7 protein-coding genes are annotated in these 17,573 nt (G+C 75.9%); 1 reads left to right on the top strand and 6 read right to left on the bottom strand.

Features of this window, described 5'->3' with window-relative positions; genetic code table 11:
- Positions 1-52 precede the first annotated feature (52 nt).
- The gene (locus tag KSK32_RS24905) at positions 53-1,303 is read left to right on the top strand and encodes a cytochrome P450 (RefSeq protein WP_216933381.1); all 1,251 of its coding nucleotides are present in this window, start codon (positions 53-55) and stop codon (positions 1,301-1,303) included.
- On the opposite strand, the gene glyA is transcribed toward KSK32_RS24905, so the two are convergent.
- From glyA to KSK32_RS24875, 6 genes are read right to left on the bottom strand one after another with little or no spacing between them, the layout of a single operon-like run.
- Complete coding sequence (gene glyA / locus KSK32_RS24900; RefSeq protein ID WP_216933380.1) at positions 1,288-2,679, bottom strand: serine hydroxymethyltransferase; 1,392 nt, start codon at positions 2,677-2,679, stop codon at positions 1,288-1,290. The genes KSK32_RS24905 and glyA overlap by 16 nt on opposite strands.
- Entirely contained in the window at positions 2,637-3,392 is a 756-nt protein-coding gene (locus KSK32_RS24895) for a thioesterase II family protein (RefSeq protein ID WP_216933379.1), read from the bottom strand. Before KSK32_RS24895 ends, glyA begins: the two co-directional genes overlap by 43 nt.
- The gene (locus tag KSK32_RS24890; RefSeq protein WP_216933378.1) at positions 3,389-4,480 is read right to left on the bottom strand and encodes a Gfo/Idh/MocA family oxidoreductase; all 1,092 of its coding nucleotides are present in this window, start codon (positions 4,478-4,480) and stop codon (positions 3,389-3,391) included. The genes KSK32_RS24895 and KSK32_RS24890 overlap by 4 nt, the downstream gene beginning before the upstream one ends.
- Complete coding sequence (locus KSK32_RS24885) at positions 4,477-5,622, bottom strand: saccharopine dehydrogenase NADP-binding domain-containing protein (protein ID WP_216933377.1); 1,146 nt, start codon at positions 5,620-5,622, stop codon at positions 4,477-4,479. The genes KSK32_RS24890 and KSK32_RS24885 overlap by 4 nt, the downstream gene beginning before the upstream one ends.
- Positions 5,619-10,970, bottom strand: coding sequence for a non-ribosomal peptide synthetase (locus KSK32_RS24880; protein ID WP_216933376.1), 5,352 nt, complete (start codon positions 10,968-10,970; stop codon positions 5,619-5,621). The genes KSK32_RS24885 and KSK32_RS24880 overlap by 4 nt, the downstream gene beginning before the upstream one ends.
- A complete protein-coding gene (locus tag KSK32_RS24875; RefSeq protein WP_216933375.1) occupies positions 10,967-17,563 on the bottom strand; it encodes a non-ribosomal peptide synthetase in 6,597 nt (2,198 codons plus the stop codon). Before KSK32_RS24875 ends, KSK32_RS24880 begins: the two co-directional genes overlap by 4 nt.
- Between the last annotated feature and the right edge of the window lie 10 nt (positions 17,564-17,573).

Genomic DNA, 17,573 nt, shown 5'->3' with positions numbered 1-17,573 from the left:
CGGTATTCTCGCCCAGCCGATCCGCAGGCACCACAGTCGACGGAGGCCACCGATGACCACCTCCTCCCCGCCCGGAATCGCGGCGGACTTCCTCGCCACCGTCACCGGCGCCGCGTACGCCGACGACCCGTACCCGTTCCTGCGCCGGCTGCGCGACGAGGCGCCGGCGGTACGCACCAACGCGGGCATCTGGCTGGTGTCCCGGTACGACGACGTCCGCGCCGGGCTGCGCGACCCGCGGTTGAGCTGCGACCTGGGCCGGCTGACCGCGTACGACGAGTACTTCCGTACCCGGGGCATCGACGCCCGGTTCCCGCTGCCGCTCAACGCGCTCGACGCGCCGGACCACCCGCGCATCCGCTCGGCGATGAGTCACGAGTTCGTGCCGCAGGCGGTGGACGCCATGCGCCCGGCGATCGACGCGGCCGTCGCCGAGGTGGTGGGCTCGCTGCCGGACCGGGGCGAGATCGACCTCGTCGCCGACGTCGCGTACCCGGTGCCGATCGCGGTGATCGGACGCCTGTTCGGGCTGCCCCGGGCGGACTGGCCGCTGCTGGAGCGGTGGTCCCGCGCGTTCGGCGCCGCCTCCGACCCGGACGCGCTGCTCAGCGACGCGCAGCGGGACGCGGCGGCCGAGGCGACGCGGGAAGCAGGCGACTACTTCGGCCGGCTGCTGACCCGCCGCCGGCGCGAGCCGACCGGTGACCTGATGAGCAGGTGGCTGGCCGCGCAGCGCGCCGAGCGGACGATGACACTCGCCGAGCTGCTGGTGAACGGCGTCTTCCTGCTCATCGTCGGGCACCACAACACGGTGAGCCTGATCGGCAACGGGATGCTGGCGCTGCTGCGGCACCCGGAGCAGCTCGACCGGCTCCGTACCGACCCGGCGCTGACGACGGGCGCGGTGGACGAGCTGCTGCGCTATGACAGCCCGGTGCAGACCGCGACCCGGGTCACCACCGGGGAGCACCGGGTCGGCGACGTCACGATCCCGGCCGGCCAGCCGGTGATGCTGCTCGTCGGCTCCGCCAACCGGGACGAGCGGGCGTTCCCCGACCCGGACCGGCTCGACGTGGACCGGCCCGGCGCGAACCGCAACCTCGGCTTCGGGCGGGGCGCGCACGCCTGCGTGGGCGGCTACCTGGCGCGGCTGGAGACGGCCGCGACGCTCACCGCGCTGCTGCGCGCCCGGCCCGGGCTGGCGCTCGCCGGTGCGCCGCGCCGGGCGGTGCCGAGCTTCAGCCTGCGGGCGCTGACCGCACTGCCGCTGCGCGTCGACCGGGCGCCTCACCCCTCCCGGTAGCCGCGCGACGCGACCTCGGCGACCAGGCCCGGCAGCACGGCAAGAGACGGGCAGCGCGCCTGGTCGCCGGTCTCGGCCAGCTCCGCCACGGCACCGGCGAGGGCCGCCACGACAGTAGTCACCAGATCGTCGCCGACGTCCCGGAACGCCAGGTCGTTGGTACCGAACCGCAGCCCGCTGGTCTGCCCGACCGGCCGCGGGTCGTCCGGTACCGGATTGCGGTTGGCGAGCACGCCGTGCGCCTCCAGCACGTCGCAGACGTACCGGCCGGACACCGGGGCGTGCCGCAGGTCGACGAGCACCATGTGGGTGTCGGTGCCGCCGGTCAGCACCGGTACGCCCCGCCCGGTGAGGGCGTCGGCGAGCAGCCCGGCGTAACGCACCATCCGGCCCATCGCGGCGGCGAACGCCGGCCGGGCCGCGTGGCGCAGCGCGACCGCCTTGCCGGCGATGGCACCGAAGTCGGGCGTGCCCTGGAAGCCGGGGAACACCGCCCGGTCCAGGTCGGCGGCGCGGATCCGGGACCGGGCGCCGAGCAGGGCCAGCCCGCCCCGGGGGCCACGCAACTGCTTGTACGTGGAGGTGGTCACCACGTCGCAGTGGTCGAACGGCGACGGGTGCAGCCCGGTGGCGACCAGGCCGCTGACGTGGCTGACGTCGGCCATCAGCAGCGCGCCGGTCTCGTCCGCGGCGCGGCGGAACGCGGCGAAGTCGACCGCCCGGGGGCAGGCCGAGCCGCCGCAGATGAGCAGCCGGGGCCGGACCTCGCGGACCAGCGCGGCCACCGCGTCGGTGTCCACCAGCCCGTCCGGGCCGACCCGGTAGTGCCGGGCCCGCACCCGGCGGGAGACGCTCGCCGCGCCGGAGACGTGCGACAGGTGCCCGCCGTGACTCAGTTCCAGCGACAGCACGGTGTCGTCCGGCCCGAGCAGCCCGTAGAGCACGGCCAGGTTCGCCGCCGAGCCGGACGCCGGCTGCACGTTCGCGTGCGCGGCGCCGAACAGCAGTTCGGCGCGGGCCCGGGCGAGCCGTTCCACCGCGTCGACGGTCTCGGCGCCGGAGTGGTAGCGCTGACCCGGGTATCCCTCGGCGGTGACGGCGCCGAAGCCCAGCGCACCGGCGGCCAGCACGGCCGGCAGCGTCGGGCTGGCCGCCGCGACCAGGTTGAGCTGCCGGCACCGCCGCTCCCGGTGCCTGTGGGCGAGTGCGACGAGCGCCGGGTCGGCGGCGGCCAGCCGGGCGAACCCCTCGCCCCCGGCGGCGGCGACAGCGGACAGCGCCGCGATCCGATCGGTCGTGCCGGTCTCCGGCGCGCCGGTGAGCGCCTCGCTGGTCACGGCGTCGACGGCCAGGCCGCGGCGGCGGGCAGCGACCACGCGGTACGCAGCACCTCGGCGATCAGCGCGCCCCGCTGCCGCACCAGGTAGAAGTGGTCGCCGGGGAACAGCCGGGCGGTGAACGTCCCGGTGGTCACCGCCCGCCAGCCGTCCAGGGCGGCCGGGTCGACCTCCGGGTCGCGGTCGCCGGAGCAGGCCAGCACCGGGCAGGCCAGCAGCGGTAGCGGCGCCGGCCGGTAGGTCTCGCTGAGCCGGTAGTCGGCCCGCAGCACCGGCAGCAGCAGCGCCCGCAACTCGTCGCTGTCGAGCACCTCCTTCCGGGTGCCGCCGGAGCGGGCGACGTCCTGCCACAGCTCGTCGCCGCTCATCAGGTGCACCGAGCGGCCCGGGTCCACCGGCGCCTGCCGGCCGGACACCACGAGCAGCACCGGCGACGGCAGGCGGCGGGCGGTCTCGAACGCGACCGCCGCGCCGAGGCTGTGCCCGAACAGGACGGTGGGTGCCGGGTCGAGGCGGGCGAGCGCGTGCGCCACCTCGGAGGCGAGGCGGCACAGGTCGGTGGCGGGCGGCTCGGCGATGCGCTCCTCCCGGCCCGGGTACTGCACGGCCAGCAGCTCCACCCCGCCGGGCAGGTGCCCGGCCCACTGCCGGAAGCCGCTCGCCCCGCCCCCGGCGTGCGGGAAGCAGACGAGCCGCGTGGCCGGCGCGGCGGGCGCGGCGTACCGCTGGAGGCAGCGGGTCAGCGGGGTCATGCCGCCTCCGGTCCCGCGGCCAGGTGCCGCGCGGACAGCACCGTGGGGGTGTCCCGCCGGACCAGGTGCATCGGCCCGAGCAGGTCGAGCACGTCCTGGGTGAGCCGGCCGAGCGTGAGATGGTACTGGCCCCTGGTCATCGGATCCTCGCCGTCGGTCACCGCGTCCCACAATCCCGTCAGGGCGGCCTGGACCGCCTCCGGCCACTGTCGTGTGAAGACCTCCGCGAACGTCGGCGCCGCCGCCGGGCCGACCGGCTCCGCGACGCCGTAGCTCAGGTGCGCGTCGGCCAGCTCGTCGAACCCGGCCAGCCCGTCCGTCGGCGGCAGGTGCGGCCGGGGGCACCACAGCACCGGCCCGTTGCTGCTGACCAGCGTCAGCGTGCCGCCCTCGGCGCCGACGGTGATCCGGTGCCACAGGTGGGCGTGGTTGTCCGGCTCGCGCGGGTCGAGGTGGTGCTGCACCCGCAGCGTGGCCGGCACGCCGCCGAGCACGCCGGCGAGGCTGTGGAACGGCGCCTCGGCGGGCGGTACGCCGGGTGGCGTGACCGGCGGGGCGAACGTCCACGGACGCAGCCGGGGCAGCGCCTCGCCGAGCACGTCGAACAGCGTGTAGAGCACCTGCACGCTGGTGGCCGCGTCGACGAACAGCAGTTCCTGCCGGGCCGCGAGGTCGCGTACCGCGGCGATGAAGCGGCGTACCGCGGCCACGTGGACGTGGTGGCTGTTGAGCCGGTACCGCACCCCGGCGGCGCGGGCCTGGCGCAGGCACTCCGCCAGCTCCCCCGGGTGCACCGGGTGCTCCTGGAGGACGTGCACGCCGCGGCGCATCAGCTCGACCGCGAGCCGGGCGCCGGGCCCGCCGGTGGGCGCGGAACCGACCACCACGCAGGCCACGTCCACGTCGCCGGGCAGGTCCGCCACCCGGGTCCACAGCGGCACGCCGTAGCGTTCGGCGCAGGCCCGGGACCGCTCGCTGCCCCGGGCGAGCACGCCGGCCAGCTCGAACGGGAACGCCGGGTCGGCGACGCCGGCCAGGTAGACCCGGCCGAACCCGGTGCCGGCGACGACCACCCGGGGCCGGGTCACAACGCGCCCTCCTCGACCGCCGTCGCCGCCTCGGCGGCGGGCACGTCGAACGTCTCGAACGCAGTGAGCGCGCCGGTGCGCAGCAGCGCCTCGACCAGCCGCTCCGGGTGCAGGCCCTCAGCCGCGAAGTGCGTCCCCGGCTTCACCAGCCCGTCCAACACCTGCCGCGCGGCCAGCGCCAGGACCGTGCCGGTGAGGGCGGACGTGTCGGTCGAGCGGGCCAGCACGGTCCGGGTGACCGGGTCGCCGGCGGCGTCCGCGCCGGACAGCTCCAGCAGCATCAGCTGGTACGGGCGGCGCGAGAACATGTCCAGGTCGGCGGCGCGGGCCAGCTCGGCGGCGGCCCGGGTGAGGTCGCTCTGCCCGGCCATCGCCCCCTGGAGGCGGCCCAGTGTGGCCATCATCGCGGCGCCGCCGTCGAAGACGGAGTTCCAGCGGACCTCGTCCAGGCCGAGTCCGGCGCCGAGCCGGCGCGCCTCGTAGCCGAGGTACGGGTGCACGCCGACCGGGTTGGGGAAGAACGGCACCAGCGCGTCCACCTGTGGTTCGGCTGCGCGGGCGACCGGCCGGCCGCCGATCCACACCGCGCGCGAGTCCCGCTCCCGGTCGTGCAGGCTGAGCAGGTAGTCGACCGCGCCGGCCGGGGTGAGCTTGTCCATCACGCCGAGGTGGGCGACCAGGCGCCGGGGCCGGGTCACGCCCCGCGCCGCCAGCCAGCGGGGCAGCAGCCCGCTGAGTCCCGGCATCATCCCGGCGGTGACGAGCGCGATCCGGCCCTGCGCGGCCAGGTCGCGCCCGGCGAGACGGTCGTACAGCGGCTCGTCCCCGCCGGCGTCCACGTAGTCCGCGCCGGCGGCCAGGGCGGCCACCGCCACCCGGTCGAGCACCTGGTGCGACGCGCCGCCCGCACAGACGACGAGCCGGCAGCCGGCGCAGAAGCGGGCCAGCGAGTCGGGGTCGTACACGTCGACCGCGACCGCCTCCCCGGCGCCGCCGAGCCGGTCGCGGACCAGCGCCGCGGCCCGGTCGGGGTTCCGGCCGCCGACGCGCAGCGGGCCCACGCCGTCGCGGTGCAGCCGGGCGACCGCGGCGCTGCCCACCGCGCCGTACCCGCCGACCACGGCGACCGGGCCGGCGGTCACCGCGACCACCGCACGTCGACCGCGCCGAGGCACTGGTCGCGCCAGCGGGCCGGGATCGCCTCCGCCGCCGCCGGCCAGCGCTCACCGTCGAACGCGAGCACGAGCGTGACGTCCCCGGCGTACGGCTCGGCGCGGCGTCGGGCCGCCGCGTCGAGGCTGTGCCGGAACATCTCGTACCGCCGCTCGGTCTCGGCCGAGGTCAGGCCGGCCCGCGCGGCGATGGCGGCGAGCCGCTCGTCGGCCGGACGTTCGGCCTGCCGCAGCAGCACGTCGGTCACGCCGGGCGCCTCCTGGCCGGCCGGCGGATAGGTGAGCCGTCCCGGCGGCAGCACGCCACCACCGGCCGCCTCGACGGCGCGTGCCAGATCCGTCTCGGCGGGCAGCCCGACGTCCGGCGGCGCCACGCCGAGGGCCCTGGTGAAGGCGTACTCGACGAGCAGGTCGTCCCGCAGGTCCGGGGTGAACGGCTCGGTGACGACGGCGACCAGCCGGCTGATCTCGCCGCCCTGCTCCAGCCGGCGCCGGGCCACCTCGACCGCGAGCAGGGCGCCGAAGTCCCGCCCGGCCAGCGCGAGCGGCGCGGTCCCGGCCAGCACGTCGGCGCAGGCGGAGGCGTGCCAGTCGACCAGCACCGCCGGGTCCAGGCCGAGGTACGTCTGCGGCGCGGTCACCACCAGGCCGGAACCGGCGGCGGCGAGGTCACCGGCGACCGGGGGAAGCCCGCCGGTGCCGTCGTGCACGAGCACGTCCGGCCCCGGACCGTCGAGGCCGACCAGTGCCACCGGCCCGTCCGGCCCGGTCTCACCCCCGGACCGGGGCTCGGCGGCGGAACCGGCGCCCAGCCCGGCCGCGAGTTCGGCGAGCGTGCACCCCTCCAGCAGGTCGCGCAGCATCTGGTCGAAGAAGGCGTCGGCGGCCGCCGGCACCGACTCGCGGATCCGGGCGACGAGCTGAGCGGCCAGCAGCGAGTCGCCGCCGAGCTGGAAGATGGTGTGGTCGCGGCCGACGGTCGGCACGCCCAGCACCTCCGCCCACGCCTTCGCCAGCGCGATCTCGACCTCCCCGGACGGCTCCGCCGACACCGGCGCGGCCCCGCCCAGCTCCGGCGCTCGCAGCAGCGCCGGCAGGGCGGCCCGGTCGACCTTGCCGTTGCCGGTCAGCGGCAGCGCGTCGACCACCCCGATCGTGCCCGGCACCATGTAGCCGGGCAGCCGCTCCCCCAGGTGCGCGGTGATCTCGGCCGGGGTGACCGGCACCCGGTCGGCCTTGAACCGCACCGCGAACACGTGCATGCCGATCCGGTCCAGGGCCTCGTCCTCGTCGGACAGGCAGACCACTGTGGAGGCGCCGGCCTCGGTGAGCAGCGCCTGCCACTGCGGCCGGGAGACGAACGTCTCGTCCTGTCCGGCCCGTACGTCCTCGAAGTCGCCGGCGGTGGCGTCGAACAGGAACTCCATCGAGGTGAGGATCTGGTAGTTGTCCCGGGTCGTCTCGATGAAGACCAGCCAGCCGCCGGGGCGGAGCATCTCCCTGAACCGCGCCAGCGCCCGGCCGGCGTGGCGGGCGTAGTGCAGCACGTTGGCGCAGAGGATCACGTCGAACGCGTTGGACTCCAGGCCCTGCGCCCGGTAGTCGGCGTTCAGGTCGTAGATGCCGTAGCCGACCCAGGGGTACGCGGCGAAGCGTTCCTGCGCGGCGTTGAGGAAGAAGGTGGAGACGTCGGTGAACAGGTAGCGCACCGGGTGCGCGGCGAGCGCCGGGATCAGGTCGATGCTGGTGCCGCCCACCCCGGCGCCCACCTCCAGCACCTGCATCGGCCGCCCGGCCGGGAAGTCGGCTGCCAGCGTGCACATCGCCTCGACGACCAGCCGGTTGACCGTGTCGCTGAGGAAGTTGCCCTGGTAGGCCGACTCCTGGATGTCCAGCCGCCCCTCGGGGAACAGCAGCTGGATCGGGTCGGCGTCGTCGCGCAGCAGCTCGGGCAGCCGGGTGGTGGCCGCGCGGAAGTACTCCACCAGTTCGGGCCGGTGCCCGCCACCGGGCAGCAGCTCGTCGACCCGCGCCCAGGCCGCCGCCACGTCGTCGGCGGTGACCGGCGGTACGCCGGTGAGCCGGTCGCCGTCGCGGCGCATCATGCCGCCCGCGATCAGGCCCTTGACCCAGCGCCGGACCAGCCGGTGGTGCTTCGGGGCGACGCGGGCGGCGTCGAGCACCTCCGGCAGCGTGTGCGCCGACCCGGCGGTACGGAACAGGCCGGCGCCGCGCAGCGTGGTCACCATCGCCAGCAGCGCGGTGCGGTCCAGTTCGCGGGCGAACGCGACTGCGGCGTCGGCGTCCATCTCTCGGCGTACCTCGGCGAGCCGGCGCCGGGCGCCCTCGAGGAGCCGGGCGGTGTCGCGGACGGCAGCCTCCCGGTCCGGCTCCCGGTGTGCGGTCTCGACCACCGCGGCGAGGCGCCGGTCCAGCGGCGGCTCCCCCTCCACGAACGCGACAGCGGCACCGACCGCCGGATGCGACTGCATCGCCGCCTCGACCTCGGCCAGTTCGATCCGATGGCCGCGGATCTTGACCTGGTCGTCCTCCCGGCCGAGGAACTCGATGACGCCGTCGGGCCGGTAGCGGCCGAGGTCGCCGGTGCGGTACCGGCGCTCGCCGCCGGGTTCGTGCACGCTGAACCGGCGGGCGGTCTGCTCCGGGCCGCCGAGGTAGCCGGCCGCAACGCCCACGCCGCCGATGTACAGCTCCCCCACCGTCCAGTCGGGGCAGTCGCGTCCGGCCTCGTCGAGCACGTGGAACGTCTGGTTGGTCAGCGGCGTGCCGTACGGGATGCTGCGCCAGTGCGGCGGGACCGCCTCGATCGGGTGGTGGATCGACCAGATCGACGCCTCCGTCGCGCCGCCGAGACTGACCAGCCGCAGCCCGGGCAGCCGACCGCGGATCTGGTCCGGCAGGGTGACCGGGATCCAGTCGCCGCTGAGCAGCGCCAGCCGCAGCGACGGCAGGTCGACGCCGGCCTCCACGGTCAGGTAGTCGGCGAGCATCTGCATCTGCGCCGGGACCGAGTTCCACAGCGTGACGCTGTGCAGCAGCATCGTGTCGACCCAGTGCGACGGGTCGGCGCGCCGGTCGTGGTCGGGCAGTACCAGCGCGCCGCCGACGGCCAGCGGGCCGAACAGGTCGTACACGGACAGGTCGAAGGCGAGGCTGGCCAGGGCCAGCACCCGGTCGTCCGGCCCGACGCCGAAGCGGACGTTGACGTCCTCGACGGTGTTGACCGCGCCCCGGTGGTCGATCATCACGCCCTTGGGTGTGCCGGTCGAGCCGGACGTGTAGATGACGTAGGCCAGGTCCTCCGGGCCGGCGGCGGGCGTCAGCAGCCGCTCGTCGGGCTCCACCGGGTCCAGGCGGTCGACCAGGATCGGGGCGTCGAGACCGTCGGCGGTGGCGGCGGTGGCCAGGACGTGCCGCGCGCCGGCGCCGGACAGCAGCGCGTCGCGTCGCGCCCGCGGGCTGCGGGTGTCGATCGGCAGGTAGACGCCCCCGGCCAGCAGCGCGCCGAGCGCCGCGACCGGCTGCTCCCAGCCGGTGTGCATGACGATGGCGACGATGTCGCCGGGCGCGCAGCCGCGCTCGCGCAGCGCCGCCGCCACCGCGCCGGCCCGGCCGAGCAGCTCGCCGTACGTGAGCGTGCGCTCCCCGGACAGCACCGCCGGGCGGTCCGGGGTGCGCCGGCACTGCTCGACCACGCCACTGTGCAGCAGTCGTCCGGACAGCGGCGCCGCGGTGTCGTTGACCTCGGCGCGACGGCGGCGCTGCCGTTCCGGCAGGTCCACCGGAGACGGCTGCGACCAGGGCGGCGCGTCGCCGGCGAGCCGCCGTACCAGGTCGCCGAACGCGGCGAACATGTCCTCCGCGACACCGTCGGGGAACACCCCCTGCCGGACGTCCCAGTGCAGTTCGAGGCCGTCGCCGCGTTCCAGCGCCTGGCAGTCGATCCACACCTGCGGGGTCTGGCTGATGCCGTAACCGGTCTCCCCCGCCTCCGGCCCGGGCGCGGTGGTGTCGCCGAGACCGAGCGCGCTGGTGAACACCACGGGCATGAGCGCGGCGTCGGCGCCCCGGCGGCGGGCCAGCTCCCGCAGCACCGTGACGCCGCCGACCAGCCGGTGGTCGAGATCCTGCCAGAGCCGCCGTTGCAGGGCGCCACCGCGTTCGGCGAGCGTGGTCCCCTCGGCGCCGTCGACCTCCAGCAGCACGGCGGAGGTGAAGTCGCCGACCAGCCGGTCCACCTGCGGGTGCAGCGGCAGCCGGTTGAGCATCGTCAGGTTCAGCACGAACCGTCGCCGCCGGCTCCACCGGCCGATCACCTCGGCGTACGCGGTGAGGACCGCCGCGGTCGGACTGAGCCCGTGTGCGGCGGCCGCCTCGCGCAGCGCGGCGTATGCGGGGCCGTCGAGACGCAGCTCGTGGCGCCGGAACCGGACCGGGTCGCCGGTGGACGGGTCGCCGAGGACCGGCAGGTCCGGCGCGGCCGGCAGGGTGTCGATCCGGTCGAACCAGTACGCCTGGTCCCGCTCGTAGCGGCGGGTGCCGCGCAGCCGCCGCTCGGCGGCCAGGTAGTCGCGGAACGTGACGTCGAGCGGCGGCCGGACCAGGTCCGGATCGGTGTAGTGCTCCTGGAACTCGGTGAGCAGCAGCTGGATGCTGACGAAGTCGGCGATCAGGAAGTCGATCGAGACGTGCAGCAGCGCGCCGTCGTCGGCGCGGGTCACCGCCAGGTCGAACAGCGGCCACTCGTGCGGTTCGTAGACCCGGTGGTCCATGGCGGCCCGGACGGCCGCGACGTGCGCCTCGACCTCCTCGGCGGGACGTCCGCGCAGGTCGGTGGCGGCGACCCGCACCGGCGGCACCTCGGCCAGGACGCGCTGCGAACCGTTCGCGTCGATCACCGCCCGCAGCATGTCGTGCCGGTCCACCAGCGCCTGCCAGGCGTCGCGTACCCGCTCCGGGTCCAGGTCGCGCAGCCGCACCTCGCCGTAGGCGTGACAGCCGACCCCGCCGTACGCGAAGACGGTGCGCCGGCCCATCAGGTACGCGGCCTGGATGTCGGTGAGCGGGAACGGCTCGTGGCGGGCCGCCGGTTCGGGTTCGATGCGTCCCGACTCGGCCTCGGCGAGGTACGCGAGCAGCTCGGGTTTGGCGGCGAGCAGCCGGGCCCGCCGTTCCTCGGTCAGCACGCCCTGCGGCGCGCGGAAACGCAGCCGGGCGTCCTCGGCCCACAGCCGGACGCCGGCGGCCTCCAGCTCGGCCAGGATCGCGGCGGCGTCGGCACGCAGCGCTGCGGTCACAGCACACCCTCCTCGACGGCGAGTTCCACGGTGGACTGGGCGGCGACGAGGGCGGCCTGCTCGGCGACCGTCGGCGCGGTGAGAAGTTGGCGCAGCGACAGCTCGACCCCGAACCGGGCCCGGGACGCGGCCACCAGCCGGGTGGCGAGCAGGCTGTTGCCGCCGAGCGCGAAGAAGCTCTCCCGGCGGCCGGTGACCGGCTGGCCGAGCAGGTCGGTCCAGAGTTGCGCCACCGCCTCCTCGACCGGGTCGCTGATCCGTTCCCCGCCGGTGTGGTCGGGCCGGTCGACGATCGCCTCGACGCGTGCCCGGTCGACCTTGCCGTTCGCGGTGAGCGGCAGCTCGGCGAGGTGTTCGACGCGGGACGGCACCATGTGCTCGGGCAGCCGGCGGGCCAGGTGCGCGCGCAGGTCGCCGGGATCGACGCCGCCGGGTGCGACCACCGCCGCGAGCAGCCGGCGCTGCCGTCCCCCGGGGGCGACGGCCACCGCCCGGGTCACCGCCGAGTGGCTCTCCAGGGCCGCCTCGACCTCGCCCAGTTCGACCCGATGGCCGCGGATCTTCACCTGGTGGTCGGCGCGGCCGAGGAACTCCAGCGTGCCGTCCGGCCAGTAGCGGCCCAGGTCACCGGTGCGATACCAGCGGCCGCCGTCGTGGCGGACGAACCGCTGCGCGGTGCGGCGTTCGTCGCCGTGGTAGCCGAGCGCGACGCCCGCCCCGCCGATCCACAGCTCACCCGGCACCCAGTCGGGCCGGTCGGCGCCGGCCGGGTCGGCAACGCGGTAGCGCTGTCCGCGCAGCGGGAAGCCGTACGGGACTGATGTCCACTCCGGGGGCACCTCGGTCACCTCGAACGCGTTGGACCAGATGGCCGCCTCGGTGGCGCCGCCGAGGGCGATCAGCCGGCAGCCGGCGGTCACCGCGTCGAGGCGCCGCCGCAGGTCCAGCCCGACCCAGTCGCCGGAGGCCAGGGCCAGGCGCAGCGGCAGCGGCGGCCGGTCGCCCGCCATGGTGAGCAGCATGTCCAGCAGCGCCGGCGCCGAGTTCCAGACGGTGACCCGGTGGGTGTCGGCCAGGCGCAGCCAGGCGGCCGGGTCAGCTCGCTCGTCCTCGGCGGTGAGCACCACGGTCCCGCCGGCGGCGAGGACGCCGAACAGGTCGTAGACGGACAGGTCGAAGTCGAGGGCGCTAACCGCCAGCACCCGGTCGCCGGGGCCGACACCGAAGCGCGTGCTGATGTCGTCGACCGTGTTCCAGGCGGCGCCGTGCGCGGTCACGACGCCCTTGGGCTCGCCGGTGGAGCCGGAGGTGAAGATGACGTACGCGGGCTGGTCGGGCGTGACGGTGACCGGCTCGGCGAGTTCGGCGGCGGCCAGCGCCCGCGCCATCGGCAGCGCGGTCACGCCGTCGGGCACCGCCGACCCGGTGAGCGCGACCCGGATCCCGGCGCCCCGGTGGATCCGCTCCCGGCGCAGCTCGGGCTGGTCGGCGGCGACCGGGACGTACGCGGCGCCGGCGTGCAGGACGCCGAGCACCGCTGCCACCTGGTCCGGTCCCCGCGGCAGCGAGACGGCCACGTTGTCGCCGGGCCGCACGCCGGCGGCGACGAGCGCGCCGGCCACGCGGCGGGCCCGCCGGGCGAGTTCGCCGTAGCTCAGCGTCGCGCCGTCGCCCCAGGCCAGCGCGGTACGGCCGGGGTCGTCGCGGGCGACGGCGGCGAACCCGGCGTGCAGCAGCCGGTCGGTGACCGGCGCGCCGGTGTCGTTGACCCGGGCCCGCACCTGCGCCTGCCCGGCCGGCAGCGGCACCGGCGCGGGCCGGTCCCAGCCGGCGGTGGCGAGGTGGCGCAGCAACGCGCGGTAGGCGTCGAACATCGCGTCGAGCACGCCCGGCGCGAACAGCTCCTCGACCGCGTCCCAGTTGAACAGCAACCCGCCCTCGTGCTCGGTGACCTGGTGGTCGAGCCACACCTGCGGGGTCTGGGACAGGCCGGTGACGTACCGGCCGAACGGGGTGGTCAGACCGAACGGGCGATCGGTGGCGGCGCTGACGCCGATGGTGCTGGTGAACACCACAGGCATGGCGACCTCCGCCGAGCCGGTGTGCCGGGCCAGTTCCTGCAGGACCGCGATGCCGGAGAAGGAGCTGTGCTCGATGTCGGCCCAGACGCGGCCCTGGAGCCGGCGGACGGCGGCGGCGAAGCTCTCCCCCGGCTCGGGCGTGTTCGCGACCAGCAGCAGCGAGGTGAAGTCACCGACGATGCGGGGGATGTCGGGGTGGGTGGCGGGCCGGTCGAACAGCGTGAGGTTCAGCGTGAAGTCCGGCGTGGCGCTCCACCGCCCGAGGACGGCCGCGAACGCGGCGGCGACCACCGTGGACGGGGTCACGCCGTGCTCGGCGGCCCGCGCGACCAGGCGCGACCACGCCTGGTCGTTCAGGCGTCCCTCCCGCCGGGTGAAGCGGGGCCGGTCGACCTGGCGGGGGTCGCGGGCCAGTGGGAGCCGCGGGCCGGGCGGCAGGTGCGGCAGCCGCTGCGTCCAGTAGCGCCGGGCGGCCTCGCGGCGTTGCGGGTCGGGATCCCCGGCCACCACACAGTCGCGGAAGGTGATCCCCAGCTCGGGCAGGGCGGCGGCCGGGTCGGCGTACAGCTCGGCCAGGTCGGCCAGCACGATCATGATGCTGAGCGCGTCGAGGACCAGGAAGTCGAGGCTGAGGCCGATGCGGGTGCGGTCCGCCGAGCGGACCGCGCGGACCGCGAACATCGGCCAGGCGGCCGGGTCGTGCACCAGGTGGGCGAGGTCGTCGCGCATCCGCTCGACCGCGACCGGGTACGCGTCAACGTCGGCGTCGGTGACCGTGATCCGGTAGCGCGGCACCTCGGCCAGGACCCGCTGCCGGGCGTCGTCGTCGAAGACGGCGCGCAGCATGTCGTGCCGGGCGACGACCCGGTTGACCGCCTCCTCGAACCGTTCCAGGTCGACCTGCTCGCCCTCGAACTCCCAGTACCAGTGCGAGCCGACGCCGCCGAGCGTGAACTCGGGACGCCGGCCCAGCCAGTAGGCGCGCTGGACCTCGGTGGCGTCGAACGGTTCGTACCGTCGCTCGGGGTGGGCCTCGACCGGCACGGCAGTGGCGGGCGCGGCCGGGGCGGCCGGCGCGGACGCCTCGCCGAGCCGGTCCACGAACGCCCGGAGCGTCGGCGCGGCGAACAGCGTCGACAGGCGCGCGCCCGGGAAACCGGCCGCCCGCACGGCGGTGACCAGGCGGGTGGCGAGCAGGCTGTTGCCCCCGAGGGCGAAGAAGCTGTCGTCGGGGCCGACGGTGGGCCGGCCGAGCAGGTCGGCCCAGACGGCCGCGACGGCGAGTTCGGCCGGACCGGTCAGCCGGCCCGCCGCCTCGGCTGCGGGCCGGGCGTCGTCGCTGAACCGGGCGGCGAGCGCGGCCCGGTCGATCTTCGCGTTCGCGGTGAGCGGCAGCGCGTCCAGCACGTCGACGCGGTGCGGCACCATGTACGGCGGCAGCCGCTCCCCGGCGTACGCCCGAAGCGTCTGCGCGTCGACGGGTCCGCCGGCCACCGGGGTCACCGCGGCGACCAGCCGCGGTCCGGCCGCACCGGGTACGGTCAGCGCGACCGCGCGGGCCACTCCCGGGTGCTCGCGCAGCGCCGCCTCCACGTCACCGAGGTCGAGCCGGTGTCCCAGGATCTTCACCTGGCCGTCGAGCCGGCCGAGGAACTCCAGGCGCCCGTCGGAGTGGAAGCGGGCCAGGTCACCGGTGCGGTACCAGCGCTGCCCGTCCCGCTCGACGAACCGCGCGGCGGTGCGTTCCGGGTCGCCCCGGTAGCCCGGCCCGACGCCGACGCCGCCGAGCCACAGCTCGCCGGGCACGAGGTCGGGCCGATCCCGGCCGAGCCCGTCGGCCACGCGGGTGAGCTGGTTGCGCAGCGGGGCGCCGTACGGCACCGACCGCCAGTGCGCCGGCACCTCGGTCACCTCGTGCCAGGTGGAGTGGATGCCGACCTCGGTGGCGCCGCCGAGCGCGACCAGGCGGGCGCCGGGCGCCCGCGCGGTGAGCCGGTCGTACAGGTCGAGCCCCACCCAGTCGCCGCCGACGAGGGCGAGCCGCAACGGCAGGTCGCCGGCTTGCTCCGCCGCCTCGCTCTCGGCCGCCACGAGCAGCATGTCCAGCAGCGCCGGCACCGACGTCCACACCGTGACGCGGTGGCGGCGGACCAGGTCGAGCCAGTGCTCGGCGTCGCGGCGGGCGGTGTCGTCGACGCAGACCAGCGCGGCGCCGGCGGTGAGGAACGCGAAGATGTCGTACACCGACCAGTCGTGGTCGAGCGCGGACAGCGCGAGCCCCCGGTCGCCCGGGCCGATGCCCCATCGGTCGCCGATGTCCTCGATGGTGTTCATCGCCGCCCGGTGCGTCATCTCCACGCACTTCGGGCCGCCCGTCGAGCCGGACGTGTGGATGACGTACGCCAGGTCGTCGGGCCCGGCCGGCCGGGGTTCGGCGAGCGGCGGCGCGTCGGCGGCCGCCTCGACGGCGAGCACCGGCAGCCCGTGGCTCCAGATCGGCTGGTCCCGGGTGGCCGTGTCGGTGAGCACGATCCGCACCCCGGCGGCCCGGTGGATCGCGGCGCGGCGCACCGGCGGCAGGTCGACGCCGACCGGGGCGAAGACGCCGCCGGCGCACAGCACGCCGAGCACCGCCTCGATCTGCGCCGGCCCCTTCGGCAGGGTCACCGCGACCGTGTCGCCCGGGTTCAGCCCGGCGGCGACGAGCTGACCGGCGATCCGCCTGGCCCGCTCGGCGAGTTCGCCGTATCGCACCCCGCCCCCGGCGGCGACGAGCGCGATCCGGTCCGGCCCGGCGGCGGCGTGCGCCAGGAACCCCTCGGTGAGTGTGGTCCGCCGCTGCGGACCGGCGGTGTCGTTCAGCGCCGCCCGGCGGCGGGCGGCGGCCTCCGGCAGCAGGCTCGGCACCGGCTCGGCCCAGGCCTGCAGGTCGGTGGCGATCCGGTCGAGCAGCCATAGGTACGCGGCGAACATGTCGTCGAGCACGTCGGCGGGGATCAGGCCGTCGACGGCGTCCCAGTTGAGCAGCAGCCCGCCGTCGTCCTCGGTGACCTGGTGGTCCAGCCAGACCTGCGGGGCCTGGGAGATGTTCCAGCCGGCGTCGCCGAAGCAGTCGCGGACCTTGCGGCTGAACAGCTCGCCGAGGCCGAGCGCGCTGGTGAACACCACCGGTGCGAGCGCCTGCGCGCCGCGTTCGGCGGAGAGCGCGCGCAGCACCTCCAGGCCGGAGAAGTCGCTGTGCAGGGCGTCGGCGCGGACCCGGTCCTGCAGCCGGCGACAGGCGTCGAGGAAGGTGCCCTCCCCGGTGTGCACGGCCACGATCAGCAGGTTGGTGAAGTCGCCGACCAGGTGCGCCACGTCCGGGTGCAGCGGATCCCGGTCGAACAGCGGCACGTTGAGCAGGAAGTCGGGCTCGGCGCTCCACGCGGACAGCACCTCGGTGAAGGCGGCGGCGAACACCATCGACGACGTGACGCCGTGTGCCCGGGCCCGCTCGTCGAGGCGTTCGCGCCAGGTCGCGTCGAGACGGTGGAAGCGCCGGACCACGCGGTGGACCGCCAGGCGCTCGGGCGCGGTCGCCAGCGGCACCTGCGGCGCGGCGGGCATCTCCGGCAGGCGTTCGCGCCAGTAGGCGACGGCCGTCTCCCGTCCCCGGGCCGGTGCGGCACGGCGCTCGGCGAGGTACCGGCGGTAGCTGTAGCGGATCGGCGGCAGCGCGGTGTCCGGGTCGGCGTACAGCTCGGCCAGGTCGTTGAGGATGATCCGGAAGCTCAGCGCGTCCGCGACGATCATGTCGATGTTGAGGTGCAGCCGGCTGGCGCCGCCGGGCAGGACCGAGACGGCCAGGTCGAAGACCTCGCCCCGGGCGATGTCGAAGCGCCGGTGCGAGAGGCGGTCGCGGATCTCCGCCAGCCGCGCGGTGACCGCCGGCCCGTCGAGGCCGCGCAGGTCGTGGACGGTGGCGCCGGACCACGGCGAGGAGTCGGTGATCCGCTGCCGGCCGTCGTCGAGGATCGTCACGCGCAGCATGTCGTGGCGGGTGATGAGCGCCCGGGTGGCGGCGTCGAGCCGGGCGGTGTCGATCGCGGCGCCGTCGAACTCGGCGTAGAAGTGGGTGGCCACGCCGCCCAGCACGAGTTGTTCGTGCCGGCCGACCCAGTAGGCGTACTGCATCGGGGCGAGGTCGAACGGCTCTCCGGGGTCGTCCGCCGAGGCGGTGGCGGGAGCGGTGGCGGGAGCGGTGGCGGTGGCGGGAGCGGTGGCGGGTGCGGGTGCCTGGCGTGCGGTGAGCAGGTCCATCCAGCCCGCGAGCGTCGGCCGTTCCATGAGTTCGGCGTACTTGACGTCCACCCCGGCCGCCCGCCACCGGCTGGCCAGCCGCATCACCTTCAGCGAGTCGAGGCCGCAGGCGATGAGGTCGCCGTCCGAGGCGTCGAGCGCATCGGTGTCGCCGACCGCGGCGCCGATGTCGGCGCGGACCCGGTCGAGCGTCAGCTCGTGCTGCGTATCCATTTGTCCCCAA

Source organism: Micromonospora sp. WMMB482 (assembly GCF_019038635.1).
Lineage (GTDB): Bacteria > Actinomycetota > Actinomycetes > Mycobacteriales > Micromonosporaceae > Micromonospora > Micromonospora marina.
This window is presented reverse-complemented; position numbering and strand designations above follow the sequence as displayed.

Coding starts and splice junctions, on each gene's coding strand:
- KSK32_RS24875 (WP_216933375.1), bottom strand. CDS start 17,563: ATGGATACGCAGCACGAGCTGACGCTCGACCGGGTCCGCGCCGACATC.
- KSK32_RS24905 (WP_216933381.1), top strand. CDS start 53: ATGACCACCTCCTCCCCGCCCGGAATCGCGGCGGACTTCCTCGCCACC.
- KSK32_RS24895 (WP_216933379.1), bottom strand. CDS start 3,392: ATGACCCCGCTGACCCGCTGCCTCCAGCGGTACGCCGCGCCCGCCGCG.